Source organism: Actinoplanes sp. NPDC051537 (assembly GCF_055586105.1).
Genome location: NZ_JBVJIU010000026.1, coordinates 80418 through 94613, shown reverse-complemented (window position 1 = coordinate 94613; position 14196 = coordinate 80418). Strand labels below are relative to the sequence as shown.

13 protein-coding genes are annotated in these 14196 nt (G+C 69.7%); 7 read left to right on the top strand and 6 right to left on the bottom strand.

The annotated features are described in order from the left end of the window. Positions 1-75: 75 nt before the first annotated feature. Both ACZ6TB_RS43915 and ACZ6TB_RS43910 read left to right on the top strand, forming a co-directional pair. Entirely contained in the window at positions 76-645 is a 570-nt protein-coding gene (locus ACZ6TB_RS43915) for a DUF4352 domain-containing protein (protein WP_465566234.1), read from the top strand. 90 nt (positions 646-735) lie between these two features. Further along, positions 736-1095, top strand: coding sequence for an STAS domain-containing protein (locus tag ACZ6TB_RS43910; protein ID WP_465566231.1), 360 nt, complete (start codon positions 736-738; stop codon positions 1093-1095). A 1-nt stretch (position 1096) separates the two neighbouring features. On the opposite strand, the gene ACZ6TB_RS43905 is transcribed toward ACZ6TB_RS43910, so the two are convergent. From ACZ6TB_RS43905 to ACZ6TB_RS43880, 6 genes are all read right to left on the bottom strand, one after another. Then, positions 1097-3421: an ATP-binding protein gene (locus tag ACZ6TB_RS43905; RefSeq protein WP_465566228.1), complete on the bottom strand. Its 2325-nt coding sequence runs from the start codon at positions 3419-3421 to the stop codon at positions 1097-1099. A gap of 101 nt (positions 3422-3522) precedes the next feature. Further along, positions 3523-4668 (bottom strand): amidohydrolase family protein, encoded by a 1146-nt coding sequence (locus ACZ6TB_RS43900; protein WP_465566226.1) that lies wholly within the window; start codon positions 4666-4668, stop codon positions 3523-3525. Next, positions 4665-5876, bottom strand: coding sequence for a kynureninase (gene kynU, locus ACZ6TB_RS43895; protein ID WP_465566224.1), 1212 nt, complete (start codon positions 5874-5876; stop codon positions 4665-4667). Before kynU ends, ACZ6TB_RS43900 begins: the two co-directional genes overlap by 4 nt. Then, positions 5866-6726, bottom strand: a complete 861-nt coding sequence (locus ACZ6TB_RS43890) for a tryptophan 2,3-dioxygenase (protein WP_465566222.1) — start codon at positions 6724-6726, stop codon at positions 5866-5868. Before ACZ6TB_RS43890 ends, kynU begins: the two co-directional genes overlap by 11 nt. Before the next feature lie 22 nt (positions 6727-6748). Then, the gene (locus ACZ6TB_RS43885; RefSeq protein WP_465566220.1) at positions 6749-7165 is read right to left on the bottom strand and encodes a YchJ family protein; all 417 of its coding nucleotides are present in this window, start codon (positions 7163-7165) and stop codon (positions 6749-6751) included. A 13-nt stretch (positions 7166-7178) separates the two neighbouring features. Then, complete coding sequence (locus tag ACZ6TB_RS43880; RefSeq protein ID WP_465566218.1) at positions 7179-7628, bottom strand: methyl-accepting chemotaxis protein; 450 nt, start codon at positions 7626-7628, stop codon at positions 7179-7181. 288 nt (positions 7629-7916) lie between these two features. Here ACZ6TB_RS43880 and ACZ6TB_RS43875 point away from each other — a divergent pair, with 288 nt between their 5' ends. The 5 genes from ACZ6TB_RS43875 to ACZ6TB_RS43855 all read left to right on the top strand — a co-directional run bounded on the left by ACZ6TB_RS43875 (position 7917) and on the right by ACZ6TB_RS43855 (position 14178). Beyond that, entirely contained in the window at positions 7917-8942 is a 1026-nt protein-coding gene (locus ACZ6TB_RS43875; RefSeq protein ID WP_465566215.1) for a LacI family DNA-binding transcriptional regulator, read from the top strand. A 256-nt stretch (positions 8943-9198) separates the two neighbouring features. Beyond that, the gene (locus ACZ6TB_RS43870; RefSeq protein WP_465566212.1) at positions 9199-10578 is read left to right on the top strand and encodes an ABC transporter substrate-binding protein; all 1380 of its coding nucleotides are present in this window, start codon (positions 9199-9201) and stop codon (positions 10576-10578) included. A 79-nt stretch (positions 10579-10657) separates the two neighbouring features. After that, the gene (locus ACZ6TB_RS43865; RefSeq protein WP_465566209.1) at positions 10658-11611 is read left to right on the top strand and encodes a carbohydrate ABC transporter permease; all 954 of its coding nucleotides are present in this window, start codon (positions 10658-10660) and stop codon (positions 11609-11611) included. A 12-nt stretch (positions 11612-11623) separates the two neighbouring features. After that, a complete protein-coding gene (locus ACZ6TB_RS43860) occupies positions 11624-12511 on the top strand; it encodes a carbohydrate ABC transporter permease (protein ID WP_465566206.1) in 888 nt (295 codons plus the stop codon). Between the two features lie 80 nt (positions 12512-12591). Beyond that, positions 12592-14178 carry a glycoside hydrolase family 13 protein gene (locus ACZ6TB_RS43855; protein ID WP_465566203.1) on the top strand — a complete coding sequence of 529 codons (1587 nt, stop codon included), beginning with the start codon at positions 12592-12594 and terminating at the stop codon, positions 14176-14178. Positions 14179-14196 lie beyond the last annotated feature (18 nt).

The following is a 14196-nucleotide window of genomic DNA, read 5'->3' as shown; positions in this document are numbered from 1 at the left end:
ATGCCGACTGATCGTCCGACACCATGATCCGGACGGGTGACTGTGCGAGATCAAAGATGGCCGTTGGGTGATGCCATGTCGATCTCGACTCGCTCCCGGTCGAAGTGGCCGATCGTTGCCGTCGTCGCCGCGGTCGTCGGCGTGCTCGGGTTCGCCGGGCTTCTCACCTACCTGCTCGGCGGCGCCGGGACCGTGATGGACGCGTTCGGCGGCGACGCCAAGGCCGAGAACGCGGTCGACGGCAAGGTCGGCCAGACCGCGACCGACGGGCAGCTCAAGTTCACCGTCACCGGCATGGCCTGCGGCACCCGGCAGGTCGGCGCGGGTGATGCCGCCGGCAAGGGCAAGCGGGCGCAGGGCCAGTACTGCCTCGTCGACATCGCGGTGACGAACTCGGGCTCGGCCGCCGAGGCGTTCTCCGACCTCGCCCAGAACGGCTACGACGGCACCGGCGCGGAATACGCCGTCGACTCCACCGCCGGGGCGTACGCCAACAAGGAGTTCGAGGGCTTCCTGCAGCCGATCGATCCGGGCCAGACCGTACGCGGCCGGTTGGTCTTCGATGTTCCCGTCGGCCGCAAGCTGACGTCGGTGGTCCTGCACGAGTCGTTGTTCTCGACCGGGGTGAAAGTTCCACTCAAGTGAAGGCGCCGCCGATATCGGTCATCTGACCGATTCGCTCGGGCCGCTCGTTCGCGACGATTTCCGGGGAACGCGCCGCGAGGGAGGAGTGGGATGGCCGACGAGCAACCCCTGCGGGTGGAGATGACGGCGGCGAGCCCGGCCACGGTACGGTTCGCGGTCGCCGGCGAGCTGGACGCGCTCACCGCCGGCGTCCTGGCCGAGCGGGTCCGCGCGACGCTGCTCGACGAGCGGCCGGCGACGATCCGGCTCGACCTGAAAAGGCTCGACTTCATCGACCTCACCGGCGTCCGCCTGCTGTACGACCTGGTCTTCGACGCGATTGCCGCGGACTGCACGCTGACCGTCAGCCACGCGCCGCAGACGACCCGCCCGATCCTGAACGCGCTCGGCCTCGACGACTTCTTCGCCACCTCGCCGGGCCGCCGCATGCACGCCGAGCCAGGCAGCTGACCTAGGGCTCGCGGCGCTGGGCCGGGACCCACGCGGCGATCTGGGCGCGCGAGGTGTAGTCGAGCTTGGTGAGGATGTGCTCGACGTGGGTGTTGGCGGTGCGCCGGCCGATCACCAGCCGGTCGGCGATCTGCTGGTTGGTCAGGCCCTCGGCGACGAGCACGGCGACCTCGCGCTCGCGCCGGGTCAGGGGCGCCCAGTTGCCGGCCGACGGCGTGCCGGCCGGCCGGTCGAGAGCCGGGGTCGGCCGGTCGAGGGCGTAGTCGATGCCCGCCTCCAGGCCGAGACCGAGGCCGTCGGCGTAGGCGGCGTCGAACCCGGCGTCGCCGGCCTTCGCCCGGGCGAGCTTCTCGACCGCGGTGCGGGCCGCGACGAGGTCGGGCGAGCCCAGCTGGGGAAGGCCGACGGTCGCCCAGATCCGGTGGGCGATGCCGAGCAGCCGGGCGGCCCGCTCCGCCTCGCCGAGCGTGGCGGCGCCGGTGGCCAGCACGTCGACCGCCATCGCGCAGCCGGTGCTGTCGCTCAGTTGCCGCTTGAAGCGCAGCGCGTCCCGGGCGTAGCCGACGGCCGCGCCGGCGTTGCCCCGGCCCATCTCGGCGAGCGCGCGCATGTAGTCGACGTAGGAGCGCATCCAGCGTTCGCCGTACTCGTCGCAGAGTGCCCAGGCCTGCTCGGTGACCGCGATCTCGCGATCGAACTCGCCGGCGAACGCGAGCGCGATGCACTGCGAGGAGAGGGCGACGAGCAGGCCGCTGCCGGCGTCGCCGCCGTCGCGGTGCAGGCGCGCCGACTCCTCCGCGAGCTCCAGCGCGCGTACGGGCTCGCCCTGGAAGACCGCGCCGGCGCTGGCGACGTACGCGATCCAGCCCTGCGCCGCGATGTCGCCCTGCTCCCGCGCATGCGGCCGGCTCTGCGCGAGGCGCTCCTCCGAGGCGGCCATGTCGCCCTGCATCGCGCAGATCCAGCCGCAGACCCAGAGCGCCTTGGTCAGCGCCCGCCCCGGCGCGAGCTTCAGCGCCAGAACCCGCTCGAGGTAGAGCCGGCCCTCGCGCGGATGGCCGCAGGCGACCCAGAAGAACAGCAGCGCCGCGGCCAGCTCGAGGCCGGCCGCCCACTCGGCCGGGTCGGCGAGGCTGAAGTCGAGCGCCGCCCACAGGTTGGACTGCTCCCGGCTGAGGCGCTGGTACCAGGTGATCTGGTCGCCGCCGCACCACCGCGCGTCGAAGCGCTCGGCCAGCCGCCGGTAGTAGTCGCGGTGGCGGCGTCGCAGCCGTTGCTCGTCGCCGGTGTCGCGCAGCAGTTCCAGGCCGAACTCGCGGATCGTGTCCAGCAGCCGGTAGCGGCCGCCCTCGGACAGCAGGATCGACTTGTCGACCAGGCCGGCCACCAGCGGCAGGACGTCGGCGGCGGCGAGCCGGTCGCCGGCGCAGACCTCCTGGGCGGCGGCGAGGTCGAAGTCGCCGGCGAATACCGAAACCCGCGCCCAGAGCAGGCTTTCGGAGGGCGTGCACAGCCCGTGACTCCAGTCGATCGCGGTGCGCAGCGACTCGTGCCGCCCGGTGATCACGCCGCCGGACAGCAGCGCGAACCGGTCGGCGAGCCGACCTTCAAGAAGATCGGCGATTTGCCGTACGGGTAAAGCCCGCGTCCGGACGGCGGCCAGCTCGATCGCCAGCGGGATGCCGTCCAGTCCCCGGCAGAGGCGGGCCACCGCGTCCTGGTTGTCGTCGGTCAGCGCGAAGGCGGGCGAGGCGGCCCGGGCCCGCTCGGCGAACAGCACCACGGCGGCGTCGCGATCCCGGTCGCTCGACGCGCCGTGGTCGCCGGCCGCCGGGACCGGCAGCGGCAGCAGCGGGAAGACGTGCTCGCCCTCGACCGCGAGCGGCTGCCGGCTGGTGGCCAGCACCTGGAGACCGGCCGACGACCGCAGCAGCGAGCCGGCCAGCTGCGCGCACGACTCGGCCAGGTGCTCGCAGTTGTCCAGCACCAGCAGCAGGCGGCGGGACTCCAGGTATTCGGCGAGGATCTCGGCCATCGGCCGGGTGGACTGGTCGTGCAGCCCGATCGCCTGCGCGACGGCCTCGGCCACCAGGTCGGCCTGGGTCAGCGACGACAGGTCGGCGAACCACGCCCCGTCCGGGAACGCCCGCTGCACCTCGGCCGCGACCCGCAGCACCGTACGCGTCTTGCCGACTCCGCCGACCCCGGTGACCGTGACCAGCCGGGAGGCGGTCAGCATGCGTTTGAGCGCGGCGCGCTCGCCGGCCCGGCCCACGAAGCTCGACAGCTCCGCCGGGAGATTGCCCTGTCGTGCCGCGCCCGCCACATCAACCTCATTCGATGGCTTCCCCCGCCCGATCTCCGGAGCATATGCCCGGACGACCGCGCCGATCGGCCACGTAAGCCCGACGGGGTACGCCGATTGAGCTACCGCGGGCGGACCGAGTCGTCCAGCACGCGGGCGGTGGCCAGCACGTCGGCGAAGCGGGCCGGGTCGAGGTCGAGCCCGCCCGGTATCCAGGTGACGTCGTCGCCGGTCATCGCCGCGAGGATGTCGGCGGGGGTGAGGCCGGCCGACTGGAGGGCGCGGATCTCCCGCGGGTTCACGCCGGGGATCAGCGGGCCGTTGCCGAGGTCGGTGCCGTAGCGCACGCCGCCGCCGTACTCGAGGAACCGCCGCAGGTTGCCGACGGCGGTCTCCTGCTCGGGGGTGGGCGTGCCCCAGCCGTGGATGTCGAGCGTGCTGATCCAGCGCATCCGCTCGGCGCAGGCGCGCACCAGGCCGCGGTCGAGCGGCTCGGTCCACGGGGTGTGGGCGAGCAGGTCGGCGCCGGCCTCGTAGGCCATCGCGACCGTGCCCGGGCCCTCGGCGTGCACGACGACGTCGAGGCCGAGATCGTGGGCGGCGTCGGCGACGGCGGTCATCGTGAACAGCCGCGGCAGCGGACCGCCCGCGTGCGCGGTCATTTTGATCAGGGTGGCGCCGCCGGCGTGCGCCTCGTGGACGGCCTCGGTGGCCTGGTCGGCCGAGTCGATCTCGCGCCAGCTGCCGGGCGCGGCCCAGGCGCGGTCACTCGGATAGCCGCCGGGCGCGGTCAGAAACGGTCCCGCGTACCGGACCCTGGGGACAGGGCGCGAAAACTGTCGTACCCGGGCCGTACTTTCACCCCCACCCAGTAACGGGGTGGGGTGGAGTAGGGCGCGGGACAACGGGGCAGGGTCGAGCTGGGCGCGGGTGGGGTCGAGCTGGGCGCGGGTGGGGTCGAGCTGGGCGCGGGTGGGGTCGAGCTGGGCGCGGGACGCGAGCTCGGCGACGGTGGCCGGGACGCTGCCCAGATCCCAGACGCCCGCGATTCCGCCCGCTCGGACCGTGGCCAGGTCGACCAGTCCGGAATGGACATGCGCATCGACCAAGCCGGGCAAGAGGGTTCCCGGGAGCGTCCTGCTGGGCGACAAATCAGAAATGTCGGTGAGGGGAACCAGCGCGGCGCCGGTGGGGGAGAGGCGCAGGGCCATGCCGGGGCGGAAGCGGCCGTCCCACCAGAGTGACGCGGCCGCGACGTACGAGGTCACTTCTCGAGCAACGAGCGCAACACCGACAGCCCGCGGTGCACCTCAGCGAAGCTGGTGCTCAGCGGCGCCGGCCCGATGCGCAGGCCGTCCGGCCGCCGGTAGTCGGGGATCACGCCGGCCTCCCACAGGGGCTCGAGCAGCTTCTCGAAGCCGGCCCGCTTGAGGGTGATGTGCCCGCCGCGCCGTGCCGGGTCGCGCGGGCTGACCACCTCGACGTCGTGCGCCGCCAACCACGCGTCGGCGAGGTCCAGCGCGTACCCGGTGAGCAGCAGCGACTTCTCGCGCACCGCGCCGATCCCGGCCGCCTCGAGCATGTCGAGGTTGGCGTGCAGCGGCACCATCGCGAGGATCGCCGGCGTCCCGCTCAGCAGCGCCCGGCTCCCGGCCGCCGGCTCGTACCCCGGTCCCATCTCGAACGACGCCCGATGCCCCATCCAGCCCCAGATCGGCTGCCGCACCGACCCGAGCAACCGCGAGCTCAGGTAGGCGAACGCCGGCGCGCCCGGGCCGCCGTTGAGGTACTTGTACGTGCACCCGACGGCGAGGTCCACGCCCCATTCATCCAGATCTATCGGCACGGATCCCACCGAGTGGCACAGGTCCCACATGGCCAGGGCGCCGGCGTCGTGTGCGATCCGGGTGATGGAGGAAACGTCGGCAAGCCATCCCGATCGATAGGCGACGTGACTGAACAGCACCAACGCGGTCCGCTCGTCCACGACGTCAGCCACCTGTGCCGGATGGATCCCGGCGAGTGGGTCGGTATCGATCCACACCAACTCGATCCCGCGCTCGGCGGCGATGCCCTCCAGCACGTACCGGTCGGTGGGGAAGTTGTCGGTGTCGAGGACCACCCGGTTGCGCCCCGGCCGCGCGTCGACGGCGGCCCGGGCCAGCTTGTAGATCAGCACCGTGGTCGAGTCGCCGATCACCGTCTGCCCGGCGGCCGCGCCCAGGGCCACCCGGCCGAGCCGGTCGCCGAGCGTGATCGGCCACTCCATCCACTCGTCCGTCCAGCCCCGGATGAGCCGCCCGCCCCACCGCTCGCGGACGAAGTCGGAAAGCAGCGCGGCGGTCGCCTTGAGCGGCCGGCCCAGCGAGTTCCCGTCGAGGTACGAGATCACGTCGAAGTCGTCCGGCGCGAGGAACTCGTCGCGGAATCTCGAAAGGGGGTCCGAAGCGTCGAGCGGGGCGGGATCAAGATTCACGGGGCGCTCCGATCTCGGTCCGGACGGCGTACAGCTCGGGGAAGAAGGTCAGGTCGAGGGCGGCCTTGAGGAAGCCCACGCCGCTGGACCCGCCGGTGCCCCGCTTGAAGCCGATGGTCCGCTCCACGGTCTTCATGTGCCGGAACCGCCAGAGCTGGAAGTTCTCCTCCAGGTCGACGAGCTCCTCGCAGGTCTCGTAGGCGGCCCAGTGCTTCTCCGGGTCGGAGTAGATCCCGACGAACACCGGCACGAGATCTTCGTGGAACTGCCAGGGCAGCGTCACATCACGCTGCAGCAACTCGACGGGTACGTCGTAACCGTGGCGCCCGAGGTAGCGCAGGAACTCGTCGTAGACGCTCGGCTTCTCCAGCGCCTCGGTCAGCATGGCCAGCGCCGACGGGTCGTCGTTGAAGATCGACAGCATCCGCCGGTCCTTGTTGCCGAGCGTGAACTCGACGGCCCGGTACTGGTACGACTGGAAGCCCGAGGACGTGCCCAGGAACGAGCGGAACTCCGAGTACTCGCTCGGGGTCAGCGTGGCCAGCACCGACCACTGTTCGGTGAGCGTGCGCTGGATGTGCTTGACCCGGGCCAGGCCCTTCAGCGCCGGGCGCAGCTCATCGGCCGCGATCTTCCGCTGCACCGCCCGCAGCTCGTGCAGCACCAGCTTGAGCCAGAGCTCGGAGGTCTGGTGCTGGAGGATGAACAGCAGCTCGTCGTGGTGCTCGGGCGTGCTGACCGGGTGCTGGGCGTTGAGGATCTCGTCCAGGTGCAGGTAGCGCCCGTACGAGAGATTGACCTTGAAGTCGCGGACGATGCCGTCCTCGAGCGGTCGACTGTTGCTCTCCACCCTTGAAGCAGATCACACCTGGTCAGATGTTGGCGAGTGAGCCGTTGGTAAGGATCGGCCCCCAGTACACCCACTGACCGTCGTGGCGCACGAAGCGGCTGCGCTCGACCATGTCGCCGGGCTTGCCGTGATCGCGGTAGTGGGCCCGGAACTCGACCTGGCCCTCGGCGTCGAACATGCCGCCGCCGCTGGTGGCGAGGATGTCGAGGCCGGTCCAGCGCAGGTGCGGGTCGGGCTCGATCGCGGCCGGCCGGGTGTCCGGGTGCCAGGAGCTGAGCACGTACGCGTCGTCGTCGAGCGCGAATGCCGAGTAGCGCGACCGCATGAGGGCCTCGGCGGTGGCCGGCGGGTGTCCGCGATGGGCCGGCGCGCAGCATTCGTCGTAGCCGAGACCGCGCCCGCACGGGCAGTCGGTGACCGTCTTCGTTCGTCGAGCCATGCGTCCGATTCTGTCAGCCGGCCTGCTGCTCGGCGACGATCCCGCTGATCACTTGCTGACAGCGGTCCAGCTCCTCGATCAGCGACTGCATCTCCTCGATCGCCTCGACCGCGTTCTGCGTGTCCGAGCGGATGCCGCCGACCTGGGTGCCGATCTGGTTGGTGGCGGTCGCGGTCTCGTTGGCCAGGTCCTTGACCTCGCTGGCCACGACCGCGAAGCCGCGGCCCGACTCGCCGGCCCGGGCCGCCTCGATGGTCGCGTTGAGGGCGAGCAGGTTGGTCTGCTTGGCGATGGTGGCGATCAGCTGCACCACGTTGCCGATCTCGGTGCCGCTGGTCTCGAGCCGCTGGATCACCGCGACCGCGGTCTGGGCCGCGCGCACGGCCGAGCGGGTCGCCGTGGCCATGTCGCTGCTGACGCTGGCCAGCCGATGGACCGAGTCCCGCTGATCCCATTCGGTCATGACGCCCACCCCTTCGGTGCTCGTCACCACCATCGCACCATCGCGTCCCAGCCGCGCCCGGTTTCGGGTGCCGTTATGTAACCGAGGTGTAAGTCGATGATGGTCGCGGAGCGCGACGACTTAATCGCTTCACCGCAGGAAGCCGCCTCGGCGAGTGGCTACCGCCCGCAACATTCCGGAAACTCCGGGATCGCGGCGGTGACGGCATCTGCAAGCACAACCGGAGCCTCCCGACGACGCTGCAAGTCCAAGTTCAGTTCTTGCGCGAATCTGGCGTACGATTCCGCCGTGACCAAACGTCTGGCCGAGGTGGCCAAGAAGGCGGGCGTGAGCGAGGCGACGGTCAGCCGGGTGCTCAACGGACGCAGTGGCGTCTCCGAGGCCACCCGCGCGTCGGTGCTCACCGCGCTCGATGTCCTGGGGTACGAGCGACCCACCAAGCTGCGCGGCGAGCGCGGCCGGCTGGTCGGCCTCGTGCTCCCCGAGCTGCAGAACCCCATCTTCCCGGCGCTGGCCGAGGTGGTGACCGCCTCGCTCGCGCAGCGCGGCTTCACCCCGCTGCTGGCGGCCCGCACGATCGGCGGCGTGCCCGAGCGCGACTACATCGAGATGCTGCTCGACCACCAGGTGTCGGGCGTGGTCTTCGCCGGTGGGTCGTACGCGCTGGCCGACGCCGAGCACAGCCATTACCGGGCGCTGACCGACCGCCGGATGCCGGTCGTCATGGTCAACGCGGGCGTCGAGGACCTGGGCTTCCCGCACATCAGCACCGACGACGCGGTCGCGGTCGAGCAGGCGTACGGGCATCTCAAGTCCCTCGGCCACCGCCGGATCGGCATGGTGATGGGCCCGGAGGACCACATGCCGTCCCGCCGCAAGCTGGCCGGGCTCGAGAAGATCGCGGGGGACGACTGGTTCGTCGAGCGCACCAACTTCTCGATGGAGAGCGCGCGGCTGGCCGCGGCCCGGCTGATCGAGCGTGGCGTGACCGGCATGATCTGCGCGTCCGACGTTCTCGCGCTCGGCTCGATCCGGGCCGCCCGCCGCCTCGGCCTCGACGTGCCGCGCGATGTCTCGGTGGTCGGCTTCGACGACTCGGCGCTGATGACCTGCACCGATCCGCCGCTGACCACCGTGCGCCAGCCGATCGAGATGATGGGCCAGGCCGCGGTCGACCTGCTGGTCAACCAGATCGAGGGCAGCGGCGTCGCCCCCGACGAGCTGTTGTTCGAGCCGGAGCTGGTGGTGCGCGGCTCGACCGCGCCGGCGCCGAAGGCGCCGGAATCCGGCCGTCCGTCGGACCAGGCTCGGTAGCAGCACAGCGCCGCGGGGCTGACCAGGTAATTCTCCTAAACGAAGGGCGGGCCATCGGCCCGCCCTTCGTCGTCCCCGAGTTTTTAAGACAGCGTCGCGTTTTTTCTTCTTGCAGTCGGCTTCTTGCGGGGAACCGTTTGACTTTGTATCGTCACCTCCACGAAACATGGCGACGAGACCCAGGTCACAGGGGCTCGCGCGGTGACCTCGCAGACCAGTGAAGTTCCTCAATATTCGTTCCCGAAGGGATGGACAGATGTCCGTACCGCAGTACCGGAGGGTCGCGGCCATCGCCCTCGCGGCCGGCTTGGGTTTCAGCATCGCGGCGTGTTCCACGAAGAGCAGTGACGACTCGAAGGACGCCGGCGGCAAGACGGTCATCACCGTCGACTGCCAGCCGGACGGCTCCCAGAAGGATCTGCTCGCGAACTGGAACGCGGACGTCGCGGAGTTCGAGAAGCAGAACCCCACCATCACGATCAAGAGCGTCAGCGTCGGCGCGCAGTGCGACAACCCGCCGGACTTCACGTCCCGCCTCACCGGCGGCACGATGAGCGACGTCTTCTACGGGTACATGACCGACCTCCAGCAGGTGCTGGACTCGGGCCAGGCGATGGACATCACGTCGTACATCAACAAGGACACCATCCCCACCTGGGACAGCGTCGACCCGGCGCTCAAGGGTGTCTTCACCGACTCGGGCAAGATCTACGCCATCCCGACGAAGAACTACTCGATGGGCTTGCTCTACAGCAAGTCGCTCTTCCAGAAGGCCGGCCTCGACGTCAGCAACCCGCCGAAGACCTGGGCCGACGTTCGCACCGCAGCCAAGAAGATCTCGGCGCTCGGTGGCGGCATCGCCGGCTACTCGGACTACAGCGCGGGCAACACCGGCGGCTGGCACTTCACCGCCGAGCTGTACTCGCAGGGCGGCGGCATGCTGACCGCGGACAACAAGAAGGCCGACTTCAACAACGCCATGGGCAAGCAGGTCCTGCAGAACCTCAAGGACATGCGCTACACCGACAACAGCATGGGCAGCCGTCAGCTGCTCGGGTGGCCCGACCTGCTGACCAACGCCGGCGCCGGCAAGGTCGGCATGTTCATCGGCGCCCCGGACGCCACCACCGCGATCGTCACCAAGTTCTCCGGCAAGTACGAGGACTGGGCGATGGCCCCGATGCCGGGCCAGGACGGCGCCGCCAAGGGCACGCTGGGCGGCGGCGAGGGCTACTTCTTCAAGAAGGGCCTCTCCGACGACCAGGTCAAGGCCGGTCTGAAGTGGATCGCGTACGAGAAGCTGACCCCGGGCAAGGGCCAGTTCGACTACGCCCGGGCCAAGCCGCAGAACCAGCCCGTCGGCCTGCCCCAGCCGCTGCTGTTCACCAACGGCAGCGACGCGCAGAAGCAGGAGCTCGACCAGCGCAAGGCGAACCAGAACCTGCCGACCGAGAACTTCGCGCTCTTCGAGGCGACCCCGGTTCCGATCAAGGGTGAGCCGACCCAGGCGCAGGCGATCTACGCGGTGCTCGACGGTGCGATGTCCGCGGTGCTGACCGACCCCAACGCCGACATCGACGGCCTGCTGAAGACCGCCGACACCAAGGTCAACCAGCTCCTGGCCTCGGGTAGCTGACCGGACGGATGCGGGGGCCGGCATCGGCCCCCGCATCCGCCGCGGCAAACCTGGCCACCGACTTTCGCAGGAGTTTCCCTTGGCGATCACCACCGTCCCGGACGCAGCCAGGCAGCGGGGCCGCTCGGTATCGGTGCCGGCCCGGCGCGGCCGGACGAGCCGCGGCCGCAAGCTTCGGGACAACCTCACCGGTTACGCGTTCCTGATCGGGGCGATCTTCTGCTTCGCCCTGTTCTCCTGGTACCCCATGATCCGTGGCGTCGTGATGAGCTTCCAGCACACGAAGCGCGGTGTGACCACGTGGGTGGGCTGGGACAACTACGTCCGCATCGTGCACGACCCGAGTTTCTGGACCGCGTGGAAGAACACCTTCTACTTCACGGTCCTCGCGCTCATCCTCGGCTACGCGATCCCGTTCTTCGTGGCGATCCTGCTCAACGAGCTGCGGCACGCCAAGGGGTACCTGCGGATCCTGGTCTACCTGCCGGTCATGCTGCCGCCGGCCTCGGCGCTCTTCCTCTTCAAGTACTACGCGTACGACCCCAGCGACGCGGGCCTGTTCAACGCGATCCTCAAGTTCCTCCACCTGCCGACCTCGGAGTGGCTGCAGTCGCCGACCATGACGGTCCCGGCCATGGTGATCGCGTCGACCTGGATGAACATGGGCAGCGCCGTGCTGATCTACCTGGCGTCGTTGCAGAACATCCCGGGCGAGCTGTACGAGGCGGCCGAGCTCGACGGCGCCGGAATCTGGCGGCGGATCTGGAACGTCACGATCCCGCAGACCCGGCTGATCCTGGCGCTGCTGGCGATGCTGCAGATCGTCGCCACCATGCAGCTGTTCATCGAACCCCTGATCCTCGCCAACGGCGCGGGCGCCCAGGACTCGGCGACGTCGGTCGCCTACCTCATCTACCAGCACGGCTTCTTCCAGGCCGACCTGAACGGTGCCGCGGCCCTCGGCGTGATCATGCTGCTGGTCCTCGCGGCGTTCTCCGCCGTGTACGTGCGGCTGACCACCAAGCAGGACTAGGACGGACGACCCATGGCACAGGACTCCGGCACCCGGACCCTCATCTCGCAGGCTCAGCTTCGGCGCGGGCGGGGCAAGTTCCTCTACTGGACGCTGCTTCTCATCGTCGTCGCCGGCTTCACCCTGGTCTTCATCGGGCCGCTGTACTGGATGGTCACCGGCGCGCTCAAGTCGGGCCAGGAGATCGCGCAGACGCCGCCCACGCTGTTCCCGAAGCACCCCGAGACGCAGAACTACGTCGACGCGTGGAACAACCTGAACCTCGGCAAGCTGATGTTCAACACGTTCTACTACGCGGCCGGCGCGGTCGTCTTCCAGCTGGTCTTCGACACGGCCGCGGCCTACGCGCTGTCGAAGCTGCGTCCGGCGTTCGGCAACGTGGTGCTCGGCCTGATGCTGGCGACGCTCATGATCCCGGCGATGGTGCTGATCGTCCCGCAGTACGTGACCGCGATCAGCCTGCCGTTCGTGCACTGGAGCCTGATCGACTCGCCGTGGGCGATCTGGCTGCCGCTGGTCGCCAACGCGTTCAACATCTTCCTGTTGAAGCGGTTCTTCGACTCGATCCCGGAGGACCTGATCGCGGCGGCCATGGTCGACGGCGCGTCCCCGCTGCGTACGTTGTGGTCGATCATCCTGCCGATGTCGCGCCCGATCCTCGGCGTCGTCGCGATCTTCTCGGTCACGGCGGTCTGGAAGGACTTCCTCTGGCCGAACCTGGTCATGCCGTCGGCCGACACCCGCACGCTCAGCGTCGGCATCTACAACTTCTCCGGTGGCACGCCGATGAACGTCGTGATCGCCGCCTCGGTCATCGCCGCGGTCCCGACCGTGATCATCTTCCTGCTGTTCCAGCGGAACATCATGTCCGGCCTGACCACCGGTAGCCTCAAGGGCTAATAGCCCTTTTTACCGAATTATTCGCAAAAATCCGGGTCCGGTACGCCGGGCCCAGCTCCTCATGCAGAAAGCAGGTGCTCGTGTCCACAACAGACAGTGGTCCGTGGTGGCGTGGCGCGGTTATCTACCAGGTGTACCCGCGAAGTTTCGCCGACTCGGACGGCGACGGCATCGGGGACATCGACGGCATCCGCTCGCACCTGGCACACCTGCGCGACCTCGGCATCGACGCGATCTGGATGAGCCCCTGGTACCCGTCGCCGATGGCCGACGCCGGCTACGACGTCGCCGACTTCCGGGACATCGACCCGGTCTTCGGCACGCTGGCCGGGGCCGAGGCGCTGATCGAGGAGGCGCACGCGGTCGGCATCCGGATGATCGTCGACATCGTGCCGAACCACATCTCCAGCGAGCACCCGTGGTTCAAGGCGGCTCTGGCGTCGCCCACCGCGAAGGAGCGCGACTACTTCTGGTTCCGCCCCGGGCGTGGCGAGAACGGCGACGAGATGCCGACGGACTGGCGAGGGGAGTTCGGCGGCACGACCTGGACCCGTACGCCCGATGGCATGTGGTACTTGCATTTGTTCACGCCCGAGCAGCCGGACCTCAACTGGGACCACCCGGACGTGCGGGCCGAGTTCGAGAGCATCCTGCGGTTCTGGTTCGACCGGGGCGTCGACGGCATCCGCATCGACTCCGCCGCACTGCTCTTCAAGGACACGACCTTTCCGGAGGTACGCGAGGGGCAGCCCCACCCCTTCCACGATCTCGACGAGGTGCACGACGTCTACCGGGCCTGGCGGCGCGTCTCCGACTCGTACGGCGGAGATCGCGCCTTGATCGGCGAGGTCTGGATGCCGGAGGTCGAGCGGTTCGCGAACTACCTGCGCCCGGACGAGCTGCACGCGGCGTTCAACTTCGACTTCCTCGGCTGCGCCTGGGATCCCACGCTGATGCGGCAGTGCGTCGACCGGACGCTGGACGCGCACGCGGCCGTCGGCGCCCCGGCCACCTGGGTGCTGTCCAACCACGACGTCACCCGGCACGTCACCCGTTACGGCCGCGAGGACACCACGTTCAGCTTCGAGAACAACCTCGACGGCGTCCCGGTCGACCTCGAGCTCGGCACCCGGCGCGCCCGGGCCGCCGCCCTGCTGTCTCTCTCGCTGCCCGGCGCCACCTACATCTACCAGGGCGACGAGCTCGGGCTCTGGGAGAACGAGAACATCCCGCCGTCGTCCTTCCAGGACCCGATGTGGGCGCGGCGCGGGCACAGCCGCGACGGCTGCCGGGTGCCGCTGCCGTGGAGCGGCGACGAGCCGCCGTTCGGCTTCAGCACCGCTCAGCCCTGGCTGCCCCAGCCAGCAGAGTGGAAGGGCCTCACGGTCGAGGCCCAGACCGGCGATCCGGCCTCGATGCTCGAGCTCTACCGCGACGCGATCCGCCTGCGCCGCGCCGAGCCCGGTCTCCATCTGTCGTCGTTCGCCTGGCTCGACGTACATCCGCAAGTGCTTGCTTTCTGTCGCGGCGCGAAGTTCGCCTGCGTCGTCAACATGTCCGGCGCCCCGATCGACCTGCCGGACCACGAGACCTCCCTGCTCGCCAGTGGCCCGCTCGACGGTGACCGCCTCCCCCCGGACACCGCCGTCTGGCTGCGCTTGAGTTGATCCTTTTGGGGGCGCGGG